The organism is Paenibacillus dakarensis (assembly GCF_001373415.1).
GTDB lineage: Bacteria > Bacillota > Bacilli > Paenibacillales > Paenibacillaceae > Paenibacillus_AQ > Paenibacillus_AQ dakarensis.
In genome coordinates, this window is record NZ_CDSE01000091.1 from 1 (window position 1) to 23,788 (window position 23,788).

22 protein-coding genes are annotated in these 23,788 nt (G+C 45.1%); 15 read left to right on the forward strand and 7 right to left on the reverse strand.

The genetic code is table 11. From position 1 onward, the window contains the following. Positions 1-392, reverse strand: a 392-nt coding sequence (locus BN1234_RS19650) for an MBL fold metallo-hydrolase (protein ID WP_156337282.1), incomplete at its 3' end; no start/stop codon positions are given. 264 nt (positions 393-656) lie between these two features. Here BN1234_RS19650 and BN1234_RS19655 point away from each other — a divergent pair. Then, positions 657-1,220 (forward strand): hypothetical protein, encoded by a 564-nt coding sequence (locus tag BN1234_RS19655; RefSeq protein ID WP_054958336.1) that lies wholly within the window; start codon positions 657-659, stop codon positions 1,218-1,220. Positions 1,221-1,307: 87 nt separating this feature from the next. Beyond that, positions 1,308-1,625, forward strand: coding sequence for a DUF1292 domain-containing protein (locus BN1234_RS19660; RefSeq protein ID WP_054958337.1), 318 nt, complete (start codon positions 1,308-1,310; stop codon positions 1,623-1,625). Between the two features lie 57 nt (positions 1,626-1,682). On the opposite strand, the gene BN1234_RS19665 is transcribed toward BN1234_RS19660, so the two are convergent. After that, complete coding sequence (locus BN1234_RS19665; protein WP_054958338.1) at positions 1,683-3,158, reverse strand: aminotransferase class I/II-fold pyridoxal phosphate-dependent enzyme; 1,476 nt, start codon at positions 3,156-3,158, stop codon at positions 1,683-1,685. Positions 3,159-3,348: 190 nt separating this feature from the next. Here BN1234_RS19665 and BN1234_RS19670 point away from each other — a divergent pair, with 190 nt between their 5' ends. Beyond that, on the forward strand, positions 3,349-4,632 hold the full coding sequence (locus BN1234_RS19670) for an MFS transporter (protein WP_054958380.1): 1,284 nt from the start codon (positions 3,349-3,351) through the stop codon (positions 4,630-4,632). Between the two features lie 71 nt (positions 4,633-4,703). Here the strand turns inward: BN1234_RS19670 and BN1234_RS19675 are convergent, their stop codons facing one another. Next, a complete protein-coding gene (locus BN1234_RS19675) occupies positions 4,704-5,327 on the reverse strand; it encodes a YktB family protein (protein ID WP_054958339.1) in 624 nt (207 codons plus the stop codon). Positions 5,328-5,593: 266 nt separating this feature from the next. On the opposite strand from BN1234_RS19675, the gene BN1234_RS19680 reads away from it, so the two are divergent. Together BN1234_RS19680 and gnd are read left to right on the forward strand one after the other, a co-directional pair. Continuing rightward, positions 5,594-6,190, forward strand: coding sequence for a YkzI domain-containing protein (locus BN1234_RS19680; protein WP_054958340.1), 597 nt, complete (start codon positions 5,594-5,596; stop codon positions 6,188-6,190). 197 nt (positions 6,191-6,387) lie between these two features. Further along, positions 6,388-7,797 (forward strand): NADP-dependent phosphogluconate dehydrogenase, encoded by a 1,410-nt coding sequence (gene gnd / locus BN1234_RS19685; protein WP_054958341.1) that lies wholly within the window; start codon positions 6,388-6,390, stop codon positions 7,795-7,797. On the opposite strand, the gene BN1234_RS19690 is transcribed toward gnd, so the two are convergent. Next, complete coding sequence (locus tag BN1234_RS19690; protein WP_054958342.1) at positions 7,781-8,089, reverse strand: hypothetical protein; 309 nt, start codon at positions 8,087-8,089, stop codon at positions 7,781-7,783. The two genes, gnd and BN1234_RS19690, sit on opposite strands and share 17 nt — an antisense overlap. A gap of 237 nt (positions 8,090-8,326) precedes the next feature. On the opposite strand from BN1234_RS19690, the gene BN1234_RS19695 reads away from it, so the two are divergent. Beyond that, positions 8,327-8,839: a shikimate kinase gene (locus tag BN1234_RS19695; protein ID WP_245640228.1), complete on the forward strand. Its 513-nt coding sequence runs from the start codon at positions 8,327-8,329 to the stop codon at positions 8,837-8,839. An 81-nt stretch (positions 8,840-8,920) separates the two neighbouring features. Here the strand turns inward: BN1234_RS19695 and BN1234_RS19700 are convergent, their stop codons facing one another. After that, entirely contained in the window at positions 8,921-9,226 is a 306-nt protein-coding gene (locus tag BN1234_RS19700) for a rhodanese-like domain-containing protein (protein ID WP_054958343.1), read from the reverse strand. Positions 9,227-9,370: 144 nt separating this feature from the next. Between BN1234_RS19700 and aroA the strand changes: the two genes are divergently transcribed. The 8 genes from aroA (at position 9,371) to BN1234_RS19740 (ending at position 17,969) form a co-directional block, all read left to right on the forward strand. Then, positions 9,371-10,672 (forward strand): 3-phosphoshikimate 1-carboxyvinyltransferase, encoded by a 1,302-nt coding sequence (gene aroA, locus BN1234_RS19705; protein ID WP_054958344.1) that lies wholly within the window; start codon positions 9,371-9,373, stop codon positions 10,670-10,672. Between the two features lie 20 nt (positions 10,673-10,692). Next, the gene (locus BN1234_RS19710) at positions 10,693-11,115 is read left to right on the forward strand and encodes a CoA-binding protein (RefSeq protein ID WP_054958345.1); all 423 of its coding nucleotides are present in this window, start codon (positions 10,693-10,695) and stop codon (positions 11,113-11,115) included. Positions 11,116-11,240: 125 nt separating this feature from the next. Continuing rightward, positions 11,241-13,124, forward strand: a complete 1,884-nt coding sequence (locus BN1234_RS19715; protein WP_054958346.1) for a glucose PTS transporter subunit IIA — start codon at positions 11,241-11,243, stop codon at positions 13,122-13,124. Further along, on the forward strand, positions 13,121-14,848 hold the full coding sequence (gene ptsP / locus BN1234_RS19720; protein ID WP_054958347.1) for a phosphoenolpyruvate--protein phosphotransferase: 1,728 nt from the start codon (positions 13,121-13,123) through the stop codon (positions 14,846-14,848). Before BN1234_RS19715 ends, ptsP begins: the two co-directional genes overlap by 4 nt. 308 nt (positions 14,849-15,156) lie before the next feature. Next, the gene (locus BN1234_RS19725; protein ID WP_245640229.1) at positions 15,157-15,546 is read left to right on the forward strand and encodes a hypothetical protein; all 390 of its coding nucleotides are present in this window, start codon (positions 15,157-15,159) and stop codon (positions 15,544-15,546) included. A gap of 93 nt (positions 15,547-15,639) precedes the next feature. Beyond that, a complete protein-coding gene (gene ytxJ / locus BN1234_RS19730; RefSeq protein ID WP_054958349.1) occupies positions 15,640-15,987 on the forward strand; it encodes a bacillithiol system redox-active protein YtxJ in 348 nt (115 codons plus the stop codon). Positions 15,988-16,096: 109 nt separating this feature from the next. Then, complete coding sequence (gene ccpA / locus BN1234_RS19735; protein WP_054958350.1) at positions 16,097-17,107, forward strand: catabolite control protein A; 1,011 nt, start codon at positions 16,097-16,099, stop codon at positions 17,105-17,107. 157 nt (positions 17,108-17,264) lie between these two features. Beyond that, on the forward strand, positions 17,265-17,969 hold the full coding sequence (locus BN1234_RS19740; protein WP_054958351.1) for a 5'-methylthioadenosine/adenosylhomocysteine nucleosidase: 705 nt from the start codon (positions 17,265-17,267) through the stop codon (positions 17,967-17,969). A 107-nt stretch (positions 17,970-18,076) separates the two neighbouring features. Here the strand turns inward: BN1234_RS19740 and BN1234_RS19745 are convergent, their stop codons facing one another. Then, a complete protein-coding gene (locus BN1234_RS19745; protein ID WP_054958352.1) occupies positions 18,077-18,709 on the reverse strand; it encodes a GNAT family N-acetyltransferase in 633 nt (210 codons plus the stop codon). A 284-nt stretch (positions 18,710-18,993) separates the two neighbouring features. Here BN1234_RS19745 and acsA point away from each other — a divergent pair, with 284 nt between their 5' ends. Beyond that, positions 18,994-20,718, forward strand: a complete 1,725-nt coding sequence (gene acsA, locus BN1234_RS19750) for an acetate--CoA ligase (protein WP_054958353.1) — start codon at positions 18,994-18,996, stop codon at positions 20,716-20,718. Positions 20,719-20,865: 147 nt separating this feature from the next. Here the strand turns inward: acsA and BN1234_RS19755 are convergent, their stop codons facing one another. Next, a complete protein-coding gene (locus tag BN1234_RS19755; RefSeq protein ID WP_082423293.1) occupies positions 20,866-23,712 on the reverse strand; it encodes a transglycosylase domain-containing protein in 2,847 nt (948 codons plus the stop codon). Between the last annotated feature and the right edge of the window lie 76 nt (positions 23,713-23,788).

Sequence of the window (23,788 nt, forward strand, 5' to 3'; positions counted from 1 at the left end):
CCTGCCGTTAACGGGCGAACATCAAAAATATCCTCCAGACAAGTAATGTAGCCTTCCTGATATAACCCGCCGCGCAAGGTGTTCTCCCATAGGGGTTTGACGAGCGATTCAGCTATGTATAACGGGATTTTCTGTCTGTTTTTGTGGCTGTACTGCGCCATTAGCTTGAATGCCATTTCTTCCAGACCGCCGACATGATCCGCATGGATATGTGTGATGAGCACCGCATCAATGGATTCAAAGGATCGCCCCAGTTGATGCAGCGCTCTAGGCGCCGTTACTCCACAATCGAGAAGAAGAGTGAAGTCTTCATCGAAGATAAGGGCGTTGTTGTTAAAATAATTTTTGGCAAAAGCACCACCGGTACCTAACATTTGTAAATGCAGTGACAATATACTCAACCTCCAGATGTAATTAGGATGTCTTGATTAGGTATACGTATATTTTATCGGATCTCATAAATATTTACACGGGTTATTCGGATTAATCCCGGTATGGACCTGCCGAACTATCTGATGATAGGCTGGTGAACAGGAATTTTAAACCACGTCCAAAAAAATTTCCAAGGAATTCTAAGCAACCGCGCAACTTTGCTTTTTGCCTTGTAGTATAAACATATAACAACTAGAAAAAGTAATACGGAGGTTATTTTTTATATGAAAAATAAATGGAAGAAAATAGCCATTTGCACTTTGCTTATATCATTAATGGGCGGGGGATCCTTTCTGTTTGCCGACTCATTTGATGAACATGTCCGTGTTTGGTTCAACGGCAAAGAACTGAAAGATGGCGGTTATCTGATTGACAACAAAATATATATTCCGGCCCGGGATACAGACAGTGCTGTGACATGGGATAAAAAGCATGGAAAAGTGAATATCATCAAGCCCAATGTACATATCTTCTTGTTTAAAGGAGATACTGCATTCGGGAATGTAAACCGTGGAAAGCTGAAATTTAATGTTTTTAGTCAGATTGATACTTTAACGGATGACATACATTCGGTGAAAGTGGCCATAGCAGATCCGTCAGGAAAAGTGAGGGATATACAATCTCAAGATATTAAAGACAATAAAAGTGATAATTTCTGGTTCCGCACCTATGATTTCACCTATGATTTTAATACAATCGGTAAATACTCGGTTGGATTCTACATCAAATCTTCGTCTGATTCTGAGTTTGTTAAAGTTTCAGAGAAAGTTATTACCGTTCTGAAGTAATACAGCAGGGCTTGACAAATTGACCTTGTTATACTTCCGTGTTACCATACGGAAGTATGATAATTTAACCGAAGTGAGGTTTTTTCAATGAGCGATCACAAACATGAACACGGAGCTGACTGTGGCTGCGGTCACGATCATGACCACGACCATGAGCATGAAGAGTTTGTGCTTACTTTGACGGATGAGCAGGGCAACGACGTAGAAATGGTGCTTGTAGAAACATTTGATGTCGGTGAGAAACTGTATGCGCTTCTTCTTGAACGTAATAATCCAGGAGCAGACGGCGTTATTCTGCGTATGGAAGAAGAGAATGAAGAAATGGTTCTCTACAATATTGAAGATGAAGAAGAATGGAATGCAGTTGAAGAAGCTTATAACGAGCTTGTAGCAGCTCAAGAATAGGTATTGTGTAATTATAAAGGCCCCGGTGAATTACACCGGGGCTTTTTGTTTGGCCAGTTAGAAGATTGGATCCGCTTCAACGATAACCTTAACGTTCTCAATGCTGCGATCCTCCGGTCCCTTAACCGGCAGGCCAACATCTACATGGTCCACAATATAATCAATGTTATCCTGAGAGATAACCTCGCCTGGCAGAAGGATCGGAATGCCTGGCGGATATACATAAATAAATTCGGCAATAATTCGTCCGGCTGATTCCCTGAATGGAATGACTTCTGTATCTCCATAGAATGCATCCCGGGGAATCAGGGAAAGTTGAGGGATTTCCGGAATTTTGACAACCAGCTCGTTAATTTCATTAACATTATTGTAGGTCTTGGATAAATCACGCAGGGCTGTAAGCAGAATTTCAATAGATTCTTGCGTGTCCCCTGGTGTAACCAAGCACAAAATATTGTACATATCACTAAGCTCAACCTCAAGGTTGTAATGTTCGCGAAGCCAGTTCTCTGTTTCATAGCCGGTAATCCCCAGATGACGGACATGTATGGTTAGCTTGGTCGGATCATAGCTGTATGTGGCTTCTCCTCCCAGTATGTCCGCTCCAAAGCAGTACAGGCCTTCGATTTGGTTGATAGACTGGCGTGCATATTGTGCAAGCTCAATGGCCTTGGCAGCGATCTCATGCCCGTGAAGTGCCAGGTTTCGCCGTGACGTATCGAGTGAGGCGAGTAAAATGTATGAAGTTGACGTTGTGGTAAGCATACTGATAACCGTTTGGATCCGGAACGGATTTACATAACCATTCTTAGTATTTACATTCAACACAGAGCTCTGTGTCATGGATCCTCCAAGCTTATGCACACTTGTTGCAGCCATATCGGCTCCAGCTTGCATTGCTGACATTGGAAGGTCTTCGTGGAAGTGAATCAGCACACCGTGTGCTTCGTCAACCAGCACCGGCACATTAAAGCTGTGTGCAAGATCTACAATTTCTTTCAGGTTAGCACTCACACCGAAATAAGTCGGATTGATGACAAGTACGGCTTTCGCATCAGGATGTCTTTTCAGCGCCTTGCGAACTGAACTGATTGTAATACCATGGTCGATCCCTATGTTAGGGTCCTGCGCAGGGGATACGAATACTGGCTTAGCCCCGGAATAAATGATAGCAGACATGACGGATTTATGGATATTACGGGGAACAATTATTTTATCCCCTGGGGAGCAGACGGTCATGATCATTGTCATAATAGCGCCGCTTGTTCCTTGTACGCTAAAGAAGGTATAGTCGGCTCCAAAAGCATCTGCCGCAAGCTGCTGCGCTTCTGCGATCACACCTGTAGGTTGATGCAGGTCATCGAGTGGAGCGATATTAATTAAATCTATCGATAGGGCGTTATCCCCTATAAAATCCCGAAATTCGGCATCAGAACCTATACCTTTTTTATGACCGGGAATATGAAATTGCACGGGGTTTTTGGCCGCGTGTTCCTTGAGCGCAGTGAAGAGCGGTGTACGGCTATGGTCCATGGGCGCTGTCACAACCTTTCTGTGTGTGTGAAATAGTTTAAGATGGTCGATTTATGTTTCATATAAACAAAATTGAGTATAGCAAAATAAGGGGGGAATGCAAGCAAAGGAATCTTCAGGCATTTCTTCCGGAGATCAGGAAACAATACACATAAGCGCTATTATAGTATGGAGGATGGGATGTGAGCAGATGACAGAAGTCATTTCTTCGGCCGGCAAACGCAGATTATTGTCGCCGTTTTTCTTAGAACTGCTAGCGATCATTTTTTTAGTCGAATTTATTAAAGGCTCTTTACTTGTTGCAATTCTCCCGGTATATATGAAAAATGTTCTTGGTGTATCGGGCACAATCATCGGGATTTCCTTTGCTCTTCAATATCTGGGTGATAATCTGTTTCGCAGTCCTTCAGGGTGGATTGCAGAGCGTCTTGGATTCAAAACCACCATGGCTGCTGCTCTGTTTATGGTGGTTGCTGGGGTGGTCATCATTGCGTTTACAGACGGGCCCTTTTGGCTTTCGCTGGCATGCCTGATTCTGGGGATAGGTACAGCTCCATTGTGGCCATGTGCTATGACAGGAGCTACAGAAATCTCAGGCCCGAATAACAGCAATGGTACGGCTATGGGAGCCTTGGAGACGGCGGCACTTGCCGGTACCGGTGCAGGTCCAATCACAATGAATTTTATAATGGAGCATACCTCCAAAAATTATCAGACCGCTTTCTTGATCATGATTGGGGTGGGCATTGTGCTCGTGCTTACTGCGCTGCTGCTTCCGGGTAAAATCAAGCGTCCTTCTATAGCAGAGGGGTATGATGCTGTACACGTACAAGGAAACAGATTGAGAAACAGCTTGAGCAAGCTGCGGACAAGCGTTAAAGCTACACTGCATGAGGTAAAGGCAACGCTGAATGTCAGCTGGCTGGTTTACCCCGCGTTATTCTTGCAATCCTCTGTGATTGGTCTGCTGAGTCCCGTTATAACGCTATATGTAAGTAATGAGCTTGGTATTTCTCCGAATCAATACAGCCTCTTGCTTATCGTCGGTGGAGGAATTACGGTACTTGCACTTATTCCGGCAGGAAAGCTTGTTGACCGGTTTGGGACAACCCGGTTTCTGAATGCGGGGTTTTTGCTCTGCGCAATTACCTTGTGCATATTCACAAGCTTCAAATCATTGCCGATAGTGTTTGGTTTAGTAAGCTTAGTCGGTATCGCTTACGCTATGATTTTGCCGGCGTGGAATACATTTGTCGCCAATTTGGTTCCAAAAGGAGAGCGGGGTACGGTGTGGGGCTTCTTCTTAACGTTGCAAGGCTCAGGAATGGTGTTTGGACCCATCTTGTCTGGCTGGCTTTGGGACGGAGTTGGACATGGGGCGCCATTCGTGGCTAGCGGTATAATTATGGGGATTCTGTTTATCATTCATCTCTTTTTGTCCCGGCGTCATGCTCCTCCCGTTCAGACAGGTTAAACAAAAATAAGCAGGCCCTTCAGGATATAATCTTGAGGGGCCTGCTTTTGGAATTAATCAGGTGTTAGAGACTAAAATGCAATTCGATATAAAGGCAGCAACGTCTCGAACGTCTCCTGGATCGTTTCAATCAATTGGTCACCGCTCTGCTTAACCGCTTCCTCGCGGGGAATACGAAGACCGCACATGACCTCGGCTTTTTTTACCTGCTTCAGTTTGTTGATCAGGGCGCCTAAACGCTCTTCATTCATATCTGCATGCGATATCCCGTCCGGATTCATATGGTCGGTTGACCAGTAATATTTCTTAGGCAGCATGGATTGAATATTTGACAGTTCTTTTTCAAGATTGCCGGCGAATATCGTTTTGTTAGGACTTTCATAGATGATGGCGAAAATGATGAATAGATGGGATTCGAACATGCCGACCTCGAAATGCGGCAGCGCCTTGTAACCGCGTTTATTTGCAGCCCAGGCGACCCAAGTATCAATAGGTGGATTGACCGTGCGCCGTGCATGCTTGGCAACATGGACAAACATTTCTTCGCCGCACAGAGCGGATATGTATGGAGCAAGCTCAGCACCAATGTTTTCAAGCTTCGGGCGGACCCGTTCAATCAGAACCTCCATTCGGCTTTCCAGCCCTGGAACTGTAAACACATCAAAATCATCTGTATTGAATCCTGTAAAACTCATATATTAACCCCCTTGTGTGAAGTTATAACGCAGGTTATGGGACAACTACTGAATGTTACTGGCAGGATCACCGAAAGCGGCATCCCGGCAGCCGGGTTGATTCAAGGCAGGGTCTTTTCAATGGACCGTAAAAATAGTCAATAAACCAAGTTACCGTTACATAAGATGAAGTATAAGATATAGATAAGACAACGTCAAAAGCAGCTCATCAGGATCATCACTCGAAGCCGCGTTAAATAGAAGAAAGACTACGGGGAGGGAGTGCCGTGAATAAGAGCGAGGAAGTGGAGTATTGCAATCTGGAGCTCCGGTTTGACCGCCGGCATATCCAAGTCTTGATTAAAGAATTGATCCAAGAAGGGTATTCCCTTTATTGGAGTGAGAACGATGTCCAGTTTGTCATATCGATTCGAACGGGTCGGAAGCTTGTAAAGCTGCGGTTTCAGAGAACAGGCAGAGGGTATAAACTAGTGGGAGACTATATGATCAGGGATCCGAAGCTTGCTGAATGGATGGAGAAATTAATTGAGAATACGCGGGGCCATGCCGTCGTAAAGAGGTTCAAGGACCGCCAGATATTAATTGAAAATATCTTATTCGGTGAGGTGATCAGGCTCGTCGAAATTTCCGGATACCGGCAGCGCGTGCTTTTTCAGAAAGGAACGCCAATGACGGAGCAGGAGATGGTTCGTCTGTTCGAGTCGAAGGAAGGCGAGCGGCGAGTGCTTTTGTGCAGGCTGGAAGCTGATGACGAGCTGGAGAAGCTGCATCTGGCGATCCAAACAGGAGATGAAACTGCCGCAGAGGAATGCAAAAAAAGACTTCGTGAGCTCTCACTGGAGCTTTTGCGTCTTGAATGGTAATAGATTTTCTGTTGCAAACTAAAATGCACGAATAACACCTCGGACGTTAAGGGGTGTTTTCGCGCGGTCTGTTTTCGGTCAGGGGTTCACTTCTCCGCGTAAAAACGTTAATATAGGTGTATTGTTAATCATCCGTGACGAGATGTTGTCAAGGATGAGCTGCGTATAAATATAATGGAGTAAAGGATGAGAACCAGATGAATAAACAACAAATTGGTGTGATCGGCCTTGCTGTAATGGGTAAAAATTTGGCTCTTAATATCGAGAGCAAAGGCTTCACCGTTTCCGTATTTAACCGTTCTCCGCAAAAAACAGAGGATTTGATGAAGGAAGCAGAAGGTAAGAACTTGAAGGGAACCTATTCAATCGAAGAATTTGTCGAGTCACTTGAAACTCCACGTAAAATTCTGATTATGGTTCAGGCTGGACAAGCTACCGATGCTACGATAGAACAGCTTCTACCACACCTCGATCAAGGGGATATCATCATTGATGGAGGAAATGCTTACTTCCCTGATACCGTACGCCGGAATAAAGAGCTTGAAGCTAAAGGCTTCCGTTTTATCGGAACCGGGGTTTCTGGTGGAGAGGAAGGCGCGCTTAAGGGTCCTTCAATTATGCCTGGCGGCCAGAAGAGTGCATACGAACTGGTTGAACCGATTCTGACGGCGATTTCTGCCCAAGTAAACGGAGAGCCTTGCTGTACATATATCGGACCGGATGGTGCCGGCCACTATGTGAAGATGGTTCATAACGGAATTGAATACGGGGATATGCAGCTGATTTGCGAGGCTTACCAACTCATGAAAGATGTACTGGGACTGGATGCCAAGGAATTACAAGCTATTTTCTCCGAATGGAATAAAGGCGAGCTGGACAGCTATTTGATTGAAATTACAGCAGATATCTTCTCGAAATATGATGAAGAGACTGGCAAGCCAATGGTTGACGTTATTTTAGACACAGCTGGTCAAAAAGGTACGGGTAAATGGACAAGCCAAAGCTCCCTGGATCTCGGCGTACCATTATCCATGATTACAGAATCCGTATTTTCCCGTTTCCTTTCTGCAATGAAAGAGGAGCGTGTACACGCAAGCACGATTCTGAACGGTCCAAAAACAGAAAGCTTCTCCGGCGACAAAGCAGAATTTATTGAAAATGTCCGCAAAGCACTGTTTGCGAGCAAAATCGTATCTTACGCTCAAGGCTTTGCACAGCTCCGCGTAGCTTCGGATGAATACAACTGGGATCTCAAGTATGGTGAACTTGCAAAAATCTGGCGTGGGGGATGTATCATCCGTTCCCGCTTCCTGCAAAATATTACCGATGCATACAATAACAATCCGGAGCTAAAGAACCTGCTTCTGGATCCGTTCTTTAAAGATATTATCGATAATTACCAAGATGCATGGCGCAAAGTGGTTGCTTCCGCAGTAACTCTTGGTATTCCGGTACCAGGCTTCGCGAGCGCACTGGCATATTACGATAGTTATCGTACGGCTAATCTCCCTGCGAACCTGCTTCAAGCTCAGCGTGACTATTTCGGAGCGCATACCTTTAAACGTGTAGACAAGGAAGGCGTGTTCCATTTTAACTGGATGGATTAATATCGGTTAATCCGAAAACAAGATCACGCAGACAAGCGCGAATATCATCATCGTCGGCGTGGAAATGCGCATGGCTGCCTAGAAGCAGCATCGCTGCTTCGCAGTAGCTGTTAAATATTTGAAGTATACGTGGCTTTGAGAGCTCCAGCAGCGCTGGGTCTTTCAAGGCCACTTTTTTTTGTGCATAATGGAGAACCCAGATGATATCCTCCCGGCATAGAGGGTGTGAGGGGCCGAGAATCGTACTGAGTCTTTTAGGTAGTTCTGGTCTTGTGTTCTTGTCATAGGACATGGGTTCTAGATCACTCCTGATTCATCACAATTTGAATACACTTCGGCACTTTGTTTAAGACCGCTTGTATTTCATTTATATGATGAAAATTCATTACATAGACTTATAGATTATAAATGTATGAAGCACTGCAAGTAACTTCTATTCGCCTGGAACCCTTGGATTGTCCAATCTTTTCGGCCTGTGGTATGATATGAAAAAGTTTAATAGGATGAATGCAATAAACGAGGTGAGGAATTGAATCAGACAGACCGCAATATCATTCTAATCGGCATGATGGGAACAGGAAAAAGCACCGTGGGAAGTATTATCGCACAGCACTTGAATTATACGCTTGTAGATCTGGACTCCGAAATTGAGAAAGCGGTAGGGAAATCGATACCGGCCATGTTTGAGGCGGAGGGCGAGCTGTTTTTTCGAAACGCCGAGGCTGCCGTTCTGAAAAGAGTTCTGCAGCGTCACAGAGTCGTTATCGCTACCGGAGGCGGCGCTGTGCTTCGCAAAGAAAACTGTGAGCTCATGAGCTGCAAGGGCTGGGTTGCCGCACTGACGGCTGAAGAAGCTGTTATCGTCGAGCGTGTTCGCGGTGATGTGAACCGTCCGCTCTTGGCGGGGGATCTGAAGGAGAGAGTGCGAAAGATAATGGAAGAGCGGAAAGATTGCTATCAATTTGCCAATGTTACGGTAGATACAACAGGCTATTCCGCCAATGAAGTAGCCCTAAATATTTTAGCGCATTACCGCGGCTGAGCTTCATCGGCTGATTCTGGATCAGCGAGAGCGGGGGCATTCCCGCCCTGCAAACGTCGAAGAATAGATTCGCAGCACGCATTATTCTTCGTTATTCCACTGAAGCATGCCGCCTTTCATATTGACAACATTGTCGATTCCCTGCTGGCTCAAAAACTCACATACACGCTGACTGCGCGCGCCGCTGCGGCAGACGAAAACAACTTCAGAGCCTCGGGGAATTTCATTGAACCGGCTTGGAATGTCTCCCATGGGGATATGCTTGGCACCGGCGATCATTCCATGTACAACTTCATCGTCTTCCCGAACATCAATCATGTGGATTTTCTCTCCGTTCTGGAGCCGGCGTTTGAGCTCGGAAGGTTCAATTTGGGGAATGGGCTTCATTAAATGTCCCTCTTTTCAAAAGGTAGTATGTCTTTATCTATATTTTCATGATACAGAAGTGGAGAATTGCCTGTCAATTTAACGTTTTTTAGATTGGACAAGATGGAGACTAATGTTTATTTCAAAGAAGGAGAGAATACATAAATGGATGTTATCGTAAGACCGACTGCGGAATTAAAAGGGGAAATTGGAGCCTTATCCTCCAAGAACTATACGACTCGTTATCTGCTTGTTGCCGCACTTGCAGAAGGTGAGAGCACGATTTATTACCCGGCCCACAGCGAAGACAGCGATGCGATGAGACGCTGCATTCAGGATTTGGGAGCTGACCTTTACGAGGATGAAGAGAAAGCGGTTATCAGAGGTTTCGGCCGTTCTCCGAAAGAGGTAAAAGAGCTGAATGTCGGTAATGCCGGAGCGGTGCTTCGATTTTTAATGGGCGTCACCTCGCTGTCCAGAGAAGTAACCTTTGTGAATACATATCCGGATTCATTAGGCAAGCGTCCTCATGATGATCTGATTGAAGCTCTTGGTCAACTGGGGATTCAGGTAGAGCATAATAATGGACGGCTTCCCATTACGATTCGGGGCGGTCAGCCGAAAGGCGGGCACATTTCCGTATCGGGTTCGGTGAGCTCACAGTACTTGAGTGCACTGCTTTTTGTAACTCCGCTGCTGTCTGAGGACAGTGAAATTACAGTTACTGGGGACCTGAAATCCAAAGTGGTAATCGGACAAACGCTTGAGGTATTGGAACAGGCAGGTATTGTGATTCATGCTTCTGATGATTATATGCATTTCCGGGTGCCGGGAGGACAAGCTTATCAGGCCAAGACCTATACGGTTCAAGGGGATTACCCCGGCTCAGCAGCCGTGCTTGCCGCAGCAGCGGTCACGCAATCAGACGTAACCATCCGAAATCTCTCCGAAGACAGCAAACAAGGTGAACGAGCGATTATTGATGTTCTAAAAATGATGAATGTCCCTCTGACACATGAGAATGGTAATGTACGTGTACAGGGGAACGGCAAACTGCATGCACTGGAATTCGACGGCGATACCGCAACGGATGCGGTGCTGGCTATGGTGGCTGCAGCGGTGTTCGCGGATGGAACCTCCCGTTTTTACAATGTGGAGAATCTTCGGTATAAAGAATGTGACCGGATTACGGATTATCTGAATGAGCTTCGAAAAGCCGGGGCATTAGTAGAAGAGAAGCAGTCAGAAATTATTGTTCATGGACGGCCCGAAGGTGTTGAAGGCGGTGTAGAGATTAACGCACACTACGACCACCGGGTGATTATGGCTCTGACCGTCGTAGGACTGCGTTCCAGGAAGCCTCTTGTGATTAAAGATGCTCACCATGTTGCCAAGTCATATCCACAGTACTTTGACCATTTGAAGGCGCTTGGTGCTAATGTTGATTGGGTAAATAAGAATGAATAAAGGTCTAGGAGGACTAGAAGATGGCATTTGAAAATCCTTCACGTGAACAAATCGCAGAAATATTACGAAATGCCGGAAACATAGCCGTAGTCGGTTTATCAGACAAGTCTGACCGCACCTCATATATGGTTTCCCGGGCAATGCAGAACCGGGGATACCGGATTATTCCGGTGAATCCGAACGCAGACGAAATTTTGGGGGAGAAGTGTTATTCCTCCCTTCAGGACATTCCTGAGCCTGTTGATATCGTTAATGTGTTTAGAAGAAGCGAGTACTGCGCTGAGGTAGCCCGTGAAGCTGCACAGATCGGGGCCAGGGTATTATGGCTTCAGCAAGGAATAGTGAGCGATGAAGCTGCTTCTATAGCGGATGAGCATGGAATGACAGCAATCATGGACCGCTGTATAAAGGTAGAGGATTCCATCACACTAGGCGGGAAATAATCAGTTGTTTTAATCTGACTCTGGCAGGTTCCTAACACAAGGGCCTGTCTTTTTTTATGGACCCCATTTATTTTGACAAAATGCAGTCCAGCGCTTACCATCTAGAATAGAAAGGAGGGCTCGCCTTGAATTGGTTGGGATCTCTACAGCAATTAGGCAGAGCGGTCATGCTTCCTACGATGGCTCTTCCTGCGGCAGCTCTTCTGCTTAGTATAGGAAGCTTGCCATGGGCTTCATGGGGAGTAGAATCCCTGGGTGAGGTCGCTTCTGCGGCTGGTCACGGTGTATTCTATTTCATGCCTTATTTATTTGCGATCGGGGTTGCTTGGGGACTGTCGAATCAGGGTGGACCTGCAGGGCTTGCTGCGCTGGCAGGTATGTTTATTTACGGTCAGGTCATCTCGGTAACCGGCGATGGCAGTGTACAGCCGTCAACCTTGATTGGTATTATATTCGGCGTTGTTTCGAGTATCGTCTACAATCGTTTTAAACATATTAAGCTTCCAGAAGCGATACAATTTTTTGGAGGCTCTCGTTTTGTACTGCTGATTATGGGATTGTTTTCAGCTGTATTTGCATGGGGAATGACAAGTGCAGCTCCAGTTATTCAAAGAGGGTTTGAAGCTTTTTATTCGTTAACCGTGCATATGGGTGGATTTGGCTTGTTTTTATACGGTATTTTATATCGTGTGTTAACGGCCTTTGGTCTCCACCATATTTTAAATAACGTGTATTGGTTCCAGTTAGGGACTTATGAGACCTCAGACGGGGTCATCGTTCAAGGGGATTTGCCCCGTTTCTTCGCAGGGGACCCGACAGCCGGAGATTTTATGGCCGGATTGTTCCCGATTATGATGTTTGCTCTTCCGGCTATTGCATTTGCAATTATTCAGGAAGCCCGGGAAGATTTGAAGCCAAAAGTTAAGAAAACATTTATGCGCTCTGCGCTTGTATGTTTCCTGACGGGTGTATCAGAGCAGATTGAGTTTGCCTTTCTGTTCGCTTCACCATATTTATATGTGCTGCATTCATTAATGGCTGGCTTTGCGATGGTTTTGACGTACATATTTAATATTCATCATGGTTTTTCATATTCTGCAGGATTTATCGATTACGTCATCAACTTTCACTTATCGCACAATGCTTGGCTTCTGATTCCGATTGGAGTCGTCTACGGGCTCATATATTATTTCCTGTTCCGCTGGGCCATTCGAAGGTTTGGTATTCCGACACCAGGGCGGGAGGAAGGGTCTGCGCTTGAAGGTTGGGCTGGCAATATTCCTTATCAGGCTCCGTTGATTCTGGATGCACTGGGAGGGAAGGAGAACATCGTTCAGGTGGAATCCTGTATGACAAGACTGAGGCTGACCGTTTACAATGATCGTCAAATCGATACGAATGCACTTAAACTGCTTGGATCAGCAGGTATTATTAAGCTGGGCGGCGGCAATGTTCAGGTCGTGTTCGGAACGTATTCGGAACTGATCCGGGAGGAAATCAATAAGCTGATGCAGCGTGATCTTCCGCGGGTACTGTTCAGCGCTCCGGTCCAGGGAAAAATGCTTCCGATTGAGGACGTGCCGGATGATATTTTTGCCGCGAAGCTGGTTGGCAGCGGTGTGGCTTTTATCCCGGAGAAGGGGGAATTGGTTTCCCCTGTATACGGAACGGTCATGCATGTATATCCTACAATGCATGCTATCGGCATTTCTACACAGGAGGGTCTGGAAGTCCTTATTCACATCGGTATTGATACATCACAGCTGAAAGGGCCGTTTACGGCTGTTGTCAGCGAGGGAGACGCCGTGGAGCCGGGGCAGCTGCTTGTGAAATTCGATCTGGCATATTTAAAGACACATGCGGCATCACTGGCTACACCTATGGTGATCACGAATCCGGATAAGGTAAGGTCCTGGAATTATGCACCGTTCAAATCGGTTAAAAAAGGACAGTCTTCGGTTATGTCAGTCGTACTAAATGAAAGTCACGCTGGGGGTAGAGAATCATGATACAGGGCATTGGCGCAGCAGCAGGCGTTGCGTTCGGAAAGGCATTTGTGCTTCCCCATTGGGAGCTTGATCTGCCGGATACTGAAATTGACGCCGTCGATTTAGCCAAAGAGTTCGAGCGCCTTTATGAAGGCATACGGACCTCCAAGAATGAAATAGAATATATCAAGAACGAATTCAAGGAAATGGTGGGGGATGAGGAATCTCATATTTTTGATGCCCATCTTGCTATTTTGGAAGATCCGGTATTTATGAATGAGATTCAGGGCTTGATTGAACGTCAATATAAAGCGGCTGAGGTTGCCGTAAAGGAAGCAATTGACCATTTCGTCTCGATGTTCGATTTGCTGGATGATGAATATATGAAAGAGCGGGCAATCGACATCAAGGATGTTGGCAATCGTCTTCTCAAGCATTTATTAGGTGCACCTGAAGTGACCTTGCCGTCAGATACACAGCCATATATTTTGGTGGCCAGAGAACTTTCACCATCCCAGCTCGCACATCTCAACCCTTCTCATGTATTAGGGATCGTGACGATGTCAGGGGGTATGACATCACATTCCGCCATCATGGCAAGAGCGATCGGAATTCCGCTTGTATCCGGTATCGAAAGCCGCCTCGATAAGCCGATTCAGACAGGGGAGTTCCTTATCGTAGACGGTGATCATGGGCATTTGTATATCAATCCGGAAGAGCATGTTCTGGAACGGTATATAAGCATTCACGCTGAACAGCGGAAGAAGAAAGAGCAGCTTCAGCTGCTGTCTTCTGTGGATGCGGTGACGAAGGACGGATCGTACTTCCATCTAGCTGCAAATATGAATTCCCTGAAGGAATTGGATATGGCTCTTAATAATGGGGCAAATGGTGTTGGCCTTTTTCGAACCGAATTTCTCTATATGGACCGAGCGGCATTCCCTACTGAAAATGAGCAGTTTGAAGTATATCGCCAAGTAACAGAGAAAGCGAAAGGATCATCGGTTGTCATTCGTACCTTGGATATCGGAGGCGATAAACAGCTCGATTATTTCTCGCTGCCGGAAGAAGAAAATCCGGTCCTGGGTTACCGGGCAATCCGTATCTGCCTGGATCAGACAGAACTGCTTCAAACACAGTTAACCGCTATTTTAAGGGCAAGCATTTACGGGGATGTTAAAGTAATGTATCCTATGATTTCATCGGTAGATGAGGTTCGCCAGGCTAATGAGATCCTTAAACGGGCAATGGCTGATCTTGATAGCCGGGGAATTTCTTATAATCCTGATATTAAAGTCGGTATCATGATTGAAGTTCCGGCTGCAGTAACTATAGCTGATCTGTTAGCTGATGAGGTGGATTTTTTCAGTATTGGAACGAATGATTTGGTACAGTATGTTCTTGCTGTAGATCGAATGAATGAGCAAATCGCTCACATGTATCAGCCGTTCCATCCTGCGGTGCTGCGTATGCTTCGGACCACGGTGGAAGCGGCAAAACAGGCCGAAATACCTGTCAGCGTATGCGGGGAACTTGCCGGGGATGAACGCGCTATTCCGCTCTGGCTGGAATTGGGTGTCCAGAATTTAAGCATGTCCCCGTTATCCTTATTGAAAGTTAAACACCGGATTTTGAATACTGATGCGGAAGAAGCAAGACAAGAGGCGGCCGCTTGCTTCAAGCTTCGCAGAAGCAATGAGATTGAGGATCGTCTTACCCGATTCATTAAACAAAATCAACTTTAGGTTTTTTTGGATAGACAAGCTGTGTTTAGGCATTTATGAATAATGAAAAAACCGTTTCGAATGAGTGAGGCTCATTCGAAACGGTTTTTTTGTGTTTTTTAGTTGATATAAGCAAGGCCGAAATTACATAGGAAATGGGAAAATTTAATAATTAAAATTTAAAGGAATTCCTAGTATTATAGTCGAATAGCACAACTTATATCATAGAGTATTTTAGACTTCAAGCGATAGGATTTGAGGTGGCCCCAATGTACATGAATTGTAACTGTGGACAGATAATGAAGGTGGAGCTCAGGAGCCTGATATATTTGCGTAAAGTACGTATTAGTCATGTCCCTGTTTATGCTTGTCAAGATTGTTCAGCCTATGAACTCGTACCTTCCATAAAACCGGATTTAGTCTGCTATATCCATTCTCTAGGAGAAGTGGATAGCAGGATGAATGTATCTTTTGCCGATACTTATGAACCTGCTGCTGTCCTGCGGGAAGTATTGTCTTTATCATTAGACTCTGTTCAAGAAATTCAGAAACAATGCAATATAGCATTTGATGATCGCATCAATATGTTATTGGATCTATACCGTGTTGCCAAGATAAAAGGAGACTCGGTGTGGATTGCGGAGATTCAAACCCGCCTTAGAAAATTAACGGCATTTATGAAAATACAAAAAGAATATTTAGAATATTGTATGAATTAATCCATAGATTCAGCCCGGTTTGTTGGATTTTTCACGTTCATTTTGTTAGGATATAATAAGGAACTTCAATATAATGGAGGGAATGTATATCCGATGGCGACTATGACGAAAATGACAACAGACGAGCAATTACTTCATGCACTGAAAATATCCGATCAGAAGGCTGTTCTACTGTTCAAGCACAGCACGCGTTGTCCGATCAGTACGAGAGCCTATAAAGAAGTGCAAGTATATTTACAGAACGAGCCGAATGAAAAGATCGATTACGTAATGATTGATGTGATAGCTGATCGTCCAATTTCGGATGCAGCTGCCGCTTCTTTAAACGTTAAGCATGAATCGCCGCAAGTTATCTTAGTCAGCCAAGGAGTGCCGGTCTGGCATACTTCCCATTCTAATATTACAACTGAAGCGCTGAGAGACAAATTGGACAGCCTATAAAGCAGTGTCATTGCACATTGCAGTAATTTGTCGTATCATGAATTTAATTGGCTGTCGAACGTATGTGTGAATTATGATTTAAAATTTATTGGCAATGGAGAGAAGGAATTTGACGGTAACCATTTACGATGTGGCGCGTGAAGCAGGCGTTTCAATGGCAACGGTGTCGCGGGTTGTCAACAATAACCCCAACGTTAAGCCTCAGACCCGGAAGAAAGTATACGAAGCAATAGAACGATTGGGATATCGGCCGAATGCAGTTGCGAGAGGTTTGGCCAGCAAGAAAACAACGACTGTAGGTGTTGTAATCCCTGATATCTCGAATTCTATTTTCGCGGAAATTGCCCGTGGTATTGAAGATATCGCCAACATGTACCATTACAATATTATTTTGTGTAACGCGGATAAGCGGAAGGAAAAAGAAATTCGTGTCATCAACACCTTGCTTGAGAAGCAGGTGGACGGGCTGTTGTTTATGGGTGGAACGGTGACTGATGAACATATCCAGGCATTCCAGACTTCAGCAGTACCCATTGTTCTGTGTGCGACTAGCGATGAGAAGGGGTCATATCCTTCTGTTGATATTGATCATGAACAAGCAGCTTTCGATGCGGTTAATACCTTGATTCGTCATGGTCACCGCGAAATCGCTATGATCAGCGGAACATTACAAGATCCGGCTAATGGATATGCTCGTTTTCATGGATATAAGAGAGCACTTGAAACGGCTGGTATTGAATATCAGGAAGACCTGGTTCGTATCGGTAACTATCGTTATGAATCCGGAGTAGAAGCCATGAAATACTTCTTAGGCTTGAAAAAGAAACCGACAGCCATTTTTGCGGCAACAGATGAAATGGCTATTGGCGCAATCCACAGCATTCAGGATGAAGGCTATAAAGTTCCGGATGATTTTTCAATCATAAGTGTCGATAACATTCGTATGGCATCTATGGTTCGTCCGCAGCTGACAACCGTTGCGCAGCCTATGTACGATTTGGGAGCTGTTGCAATGCGTCTGCTTACTAAGCTGATGAAGAAAGAAAATGTGGAGAATACTCATGTTATTTTGCCGCATGAGACGATCCTTAGACTTTCTGTCAGCCATGTTAACGAGTAGTCTTGTATAACTTGCATAATTATTTGAAATTCAGAAAGAAGCTCCTTCAAGGAGCTTCTTTCTGATGTATTGAACTAGAATTGATGTACAACTTTTGGCCTGTCATTATAAGAGGACTTAATGCAGGTATATGAAAGAACAGGAGGATCGTAGAATCATGACTACATCGGTAATTGGTCTAATCGGTGCTATGGATGAAGAGATTGAATTGCTTTTGGCTCAGATGGAAAGCAGTGAAATAGTCTCAAAAGCTGGAGTGAAATATGTAAGAGGGACACTTCATGGCAGAGAGGTTGTCGTATGCAAATCGGGCGTAGGCAAGGTTAATGCTGCAGTGACTACTCAAATATTAATCGATCATTTTGGAGTATCAAAGGTGCTGTTTACAGGTGTTGCCGGGGCACTGGATCCAAGACTGAATATTGGTGATATCGTTATTTCTTCATCATGCATGCAGCACGATATGGATGTATCCCCGCTAGGTTTTGAACGAGGTGTAATTCCATACCAGAGCGTTTCTGATTTTCCTGCAGATACATATTTGATTAATCTGGCTGAGAAAGCATGTAAAGAGCTTGCTGCGGATGGCTATCTTGTTGGCAAGGTGCTGTCTGGCGATCAGTTTATCGCCAGCAGAGACACCGTACAGAGCCTGTATGAACAGATGGATGGTGCCTGTGCGGAGATGGAGGGGTCTGCAGTGGCACAAGTGTGCTGGATGAATGAAGTTCCATATGTGGTCATACGGTCCATGAGCGATAAAGCTGATGGGTCAGCACATATGAACTTCGCGGAATTTACGGTAAAGGCGTCCCGGCGCTCTCATTCTATCGTGACTCATATTTTAAATCATTTGGAGTAGGTAGCATTTTTTCTATCTGATCCATATCTTAGATTAAGATGAATAGTGCTTACAAAAACGGCATCGCCCATCAAAGAGGCGATGCCGTTTTTGTTTCATGAATATATCTAATACATAAATCGCTGCCGGAAACGAATTCGGTCAAATTGCTCCTGTGAGGATAGAGGTACCTGCTTACCGATCTTCACCATCAGACAGTTGGCGGGGTGAGAGCATATTTCTGGGTCATCGGTAGCATACCATTCCATGTCTACGACCTTCATCAGCCGCTCCATCATTTTTCGGTATTCCCATACATTTAACCCGCTTCCTTTGAGATCCCAATGCCAGTAGTATTCGGTCGTGAATACGATATACTGCTCCATCTGTCCATCTTCAAAAGCGGTCTGGATCATTTTTTGGCCGAGTCCTAATGAGCGGTAATCATTCGCGACTTCAATGGCTCCAAGCTCAATCAAATCTTCCATTTCTCCTTGTGACCACCGTTCTTGTTCATCGGGATAATGAAAGGTTACATAACCTACAATCATTTCCTCGTCCCTCGTAATAATAATTCTTCCTTCGGGCAGACCCGCAATTTCCACAAGCGCATCATGCTGTTCGGCAGGACGGCGGAAAGCATTGAGATCAGGATGCATCGACAGCTCGGAGAGCCGCTGGGGCGGTACAGGGCCTTCTATGATTAGGCGGCGGTCTTCAGGAAACAAGAGGTGAGACTTATACAGCTTGCAGTGTTCCATCCGGTACGCTCCTTTCAAGTACATAACCTACTTATAGCAAAAAAATAAAAAAATGAAAAGCAATGGCAGGAAATCATATCCTATGATATAATCTTTTCGACATAAAACCTTCACAATTAGTACATTGACTTTCGAGCATTCCTCTCGAAAATCCTTAGGTCAATTCCCGATGATCCTTGATCCACACGATGACCTGCAGTTTGTGAATTCTAATGTATCATTCATATCATTTGTAAGCGCTGTCCGCAATAGGAGAACGATTTAAGAATGAGGAGGATGTAATGATGAATCAAACGCATACTGAAGTATTGCCTAGCGAAGTCTCTGTCTCGAATATGAGCAGTTATGAACAGACGGTTGCTCAGTTTTCTTGGGAAGAGATCGAGCGTCACTTTACTTGGTACGAGACAGGTAAAGTCAACATGGCTTATGAAGCAATTGACCGGCATGTAGTTGAGGGCAGAGGGGACAAGATTGCGTTACTTTATAGTGATGCCTCCCGTGATGAATCTCTCACCTATGCTGATCTGAAAGAGAAGTCTGATAGATTCGGTAATATTCTTCGAAGCTATGGAATCGGGAAGGGAGATCGGGTATTTATTTTTATGCCGCGGTGTCCTGAGCTTTATGCGAGCATGCTCGGTATCCTGAAAATTGGTGCCGTAGTAGGGCCGTTGTTTGAAGCATTCATGGAAACTGCAGTGAAGGACCGGCTTGAAGATAGCGGTGCTGTGGCCCTGATTACAACTCCTGCATTATTATCACGCGTTAAACGCGCAGAACTTCCGGAACTGAAGCATATTTTCGTTGTGGGCGAGGATATTTCACCGGAAGAAGGCATTATTGATTACTATAGTGAGATGGAAAGTGCATCTTCTGATCTGGAGATAGAATGGCTTGATCGTGAAGATGGATTGATTATGCATTATACATCCGGCTCCACGGGCAAACCTAAGGGAGTATACCACGTGCAGAATGCAATGATTCAGCATTACTACACCGGTAAAGTAGTTTTGGACTTGCGAGAGGATGACGTGTATTGGTGTACGGCAGATCCCGGATGGGTTACGGGAACATCCTATGGAGCTTTTGCTCCTTGGCTTAATGGTGTAACCAATGTCATTCGCGGCGGCCGTTTCAGCCCGCAGGATTGGTATGCAACGCTTGAGAAATATAAAGTAACGATATGGTACAGTGCTCCAACCGCTTTCCGTATGCTCATGGGTGCAGGCTCAGAACTGATCTCCCAATATGATTTAAGTAATCTCCGTCATGTAATGTCAGTGGGTGAGCCGCTTAACCCTGAAGTAGTACGGTGGGGGTATAAAGCTTTCAAGCAACGTATCCATGATACTTGGTGGATGACGGAGACGGGCGGACAACTCATTTGTAACTATCCGTGCATGGCAATCAAGCCAGGGTCTATGGGCAAACCGCTGCCAGGTATACAAGCAGCTATCCTCGATGATCAAGGACAAGAGGTTGCTCCATATACTATGGGGAACCTGGCGATTAAGAGCCCTTGGCCATCGATGATGAGAAAGATTTGGAATAATCCATCGAAATACGAAGAATATTTCAGAATCTCTGGATGGTACATTTCCGGTGACACTGCTTATATGGATGAGGAAGGGTACTTCTGGTTCCAGGGCCGTATTGATGATGTTATTAACTCCTCTGGTGAGCGGATTGGACCATTTGAGGTAGAGAGTAAGCTTGTAGAGCATCCTGCGGTTGCAGAGGCCGGAGTTATTGGTAAACCTGATGCTACGCGGGGAGAGATCATTAAAGCCTTTATCTCACTGCGTGAAGGTTATGAGCCTTCCCAGGAGCTGAAGGATGAGATATACCGTTTTGTAAAGGAAGGATTGTCTGCACATGCTGCTCCGCGTGAGATTGAATTTAAGGATAAACTTCCAAAGACACGTTCCGGTAAGATCATGCGTCGTGTACTAAAGGCGTGGGAGTTGGATCTGCCAACAGGTGACTTGTCCACAATTGAAGATTAATCAAATAATTGAAAGGGCAGCTGCCGAGTCATATGGACTCTGCGGCTGCCCTTTTTATTATACTGATGTAAATGCACTCGTTGAAGAAGACGAATAAAAGGGGCCGCCCTCAAGGATCTAGGATCCTGTGGGACGGCCCCTCTAAAGTCACTCTGAGTCCTCAGGTGTTTCTGGTGTGTTAGGCTGCTCAGGTTGCTGTGGTACGGGTGTAGAGTCTTCAGGGTTCGTGTCAGGCGTCTCTTGTGTATTATCATCAGGTTGAGCATCGTCAGGCTGATGATTAACCTCCGGATCAGGAAGAGGATCAGGTACCGAGGCTTTTCCAACGATAGCGCTTGGTTCCGACGCCTTTCCTGCTACATCGACTGCAACGATATAGTAACTTGCGTTGCCGCTGACATTAAATCTCTTCTCATCATCCGCCATAACAATCTGGCCTTGATTCATAAACAGCCCGCCAAATATTGAACGATAGAGCCTGTAGCCAACTACATCTGGAGAACCGCTTGGTGTAAAGGTGATGACGCCATTTGAATAGTTAACGTTTTTCGGAGGGGTAGGGGCTTTCCCGTCGTCCACTCTTGGGTCAACTTTGGTCGGCATACCTTTCTCGGCATCCTCAGGAATATAGAAGCTTAATGGTTCATGTTTCTTCATTACTGTAAAGGCAGCTTCAAGTTCCTTGATCAATTCATCTATTGGTCTTTGACGTTTAATTACAATCTGTTCTCTTAGGAAATCAGACGGAGTGCCTTCTCTTGGAATATAATTGGCACCTTTATAAGTGATGTACTTAGCTTTAGCCAAGCTGTCGTCTATTTCCGTAGGGACATATTTTGCATTAAACAGATCGGTTACGAACTTGTCAGTCAGCTGGGAAGGAAGTTTCCCGCTATATGCGGATACCGTTTTGGAGACGATCCCGTCAGGCTTTGTAAATTCCTTGGTAGGGAACAATTCCGGTTTGAGGCTAATCGCCTCATTCATGATCTTAGACCATATTTTCTGAGCATGTTTCTTTTGATCGTCTACCAAGGTATAAATAGGCTTTTGATATCCTACCCACACGCCAACTGTAATGTCGGGAGATAGTCCCATAAACCAGCTGTCACCATAGTTTTGGCTGGATCCTGTTTTACCGACTACCGGAACGGTGTTGAAATGTTGGTAATTGTTTCGAACCGTATCCCCGGAACCATTGGTTATAACTGTTCGCATCATGTCTGCCATCAGATAAGCTGTCTGAGCTGAATATACTTGAGTTGGTTCATTCTTGTGTTGATATACAATCTTACCATTTGCATCTACAATCTTCTCAATCATATAGGCATCGTTTATTTTACCTTGATTACCGATTGAGGTATATGCATTTGTCAATTCCTCAACAGATACACCATGAGTAAGTCCGCCTATTACACCGGTAGCAGCGGAATAATCTTGATCCACAAGCGTAGTGATTCCAAGCTTCTTCGTGAAATCCCAGGCATTCTCGATGCCGATCGCATTGTTGAACAGATCAAGTGCGACGGTATTGGTTGAATTGTTTAACGCTTCACGGGCTGTCATGAGTCCTTTATAACGCCAGTTTACGTTTTTCGGAATATGAAATCCGGTTGAACCATCCTTCAGAATAATAGGAGAGTCATCCACAATGCTCCCTGGTTGAACTTTTCCTGCCTCAAGTGCTGGTAAGTAAGCAGCGATCGGTTTCATAGCCGATCCGGGCTGACGAACCATTTGGGTCGAATAGTTCATTTCTTCTGTCTTGAAATCCCGGCCTTCAATCATTCCCAGTATGGCACCGGTTTTGTTGTTGATCATCATTGCAGCTGTCTGTTCTTTCCCTTTTGTCTGACTGTCGGGCCAGAAGTTGCTGTCATCTTCAGCAATCTTTCGCATCGCTCCGTAGATCGTACGATCGATGGTCGTGTAAATCCGATACCCTCCGGTACTAAGCTGAACACGAGCTTCCTGCATGAGATCTCCGTTTTCTTTGGTCTGCTCACCATCGACATTTGGATTATTAAGCTCCATCAGGATTTTTGAAGCCTGACGCTCGATTTCCATCATTAGATATGGATAGGTTACATAGGCCTTTTCAGTACGTGGAGCAAGTGATTTCTTAATATCAAAAGCTTTTGCTTCTTTATGCTCTTCCGGGGTGATCTTACCCTCTTCCAGCATACGGTCAAGCACTAAATTTTGCCGTTTCATGGCACGCTTAAATGATTTTTCATCAAATTCCCCGATCCCGTTGAAAGCCGAATAGGCAGAAGGGAGTTGCGGAAGTCCAGCCAGGTAGGCTGCTTGGGCAATATTCAGCTTATTGAGATCATTGATATTAAAAATCCCCTTGGCTGCAGCTTTGATCCCAAAGACGTTATAACCATTTGAACCGTTACCAAAAGGAACCTTGTTCAAATAAGCCGTAATAATTTGATCCTTGGATAAAAAGCGTTCCAGACGGAAAGCCAGAAAAATCTCTTTTACCTTCCTGTCACTTGTCTTGTCACGATTTAAAAAGGCTTGTCGTGCTAGCTGCTGTGTAAGAGTGCTGCCGCCTGTCTGAATGGGTTCATTCAAAAGGCGCTGTTTTACAGCACGGGCAGTACCCTTGAAGTCGACTCCTTTATGTGTATAAAAACGGTTATCTTCTATGGATACAACCGCATCAATGACGAGTTTCGGAATGTGTTCAAAGCTTACCGGCCGCCGGTCTTCTTCCGTCCGAAGCTGTCCAATTGGAGATCCATCACCAAAATAGGCGAAGCCAGTGACGGCGTTATCGTTCATTTTTTGTTCGATGAGTTCTCGTGAGCGTACTGGTTCATCCTTTACAATAGAGGTTATATAACCTAATAGGGTTCCTCCGACGAATAACGTTCCCATCAAACCAATCACAAAAAGCCAGCCCACTACGGATCCGATTCTGCGTCCAATGGATCTCTTAGGAGGGCGTTGCTTTTCTGGCTCCTTTTTTTTCTCCTCAACCATGAATGTTACTCCTCCTTTTAACGCAACTATTATAGCATAAATTGACGCTTTTGAATCACCATATCACATCCTGTCG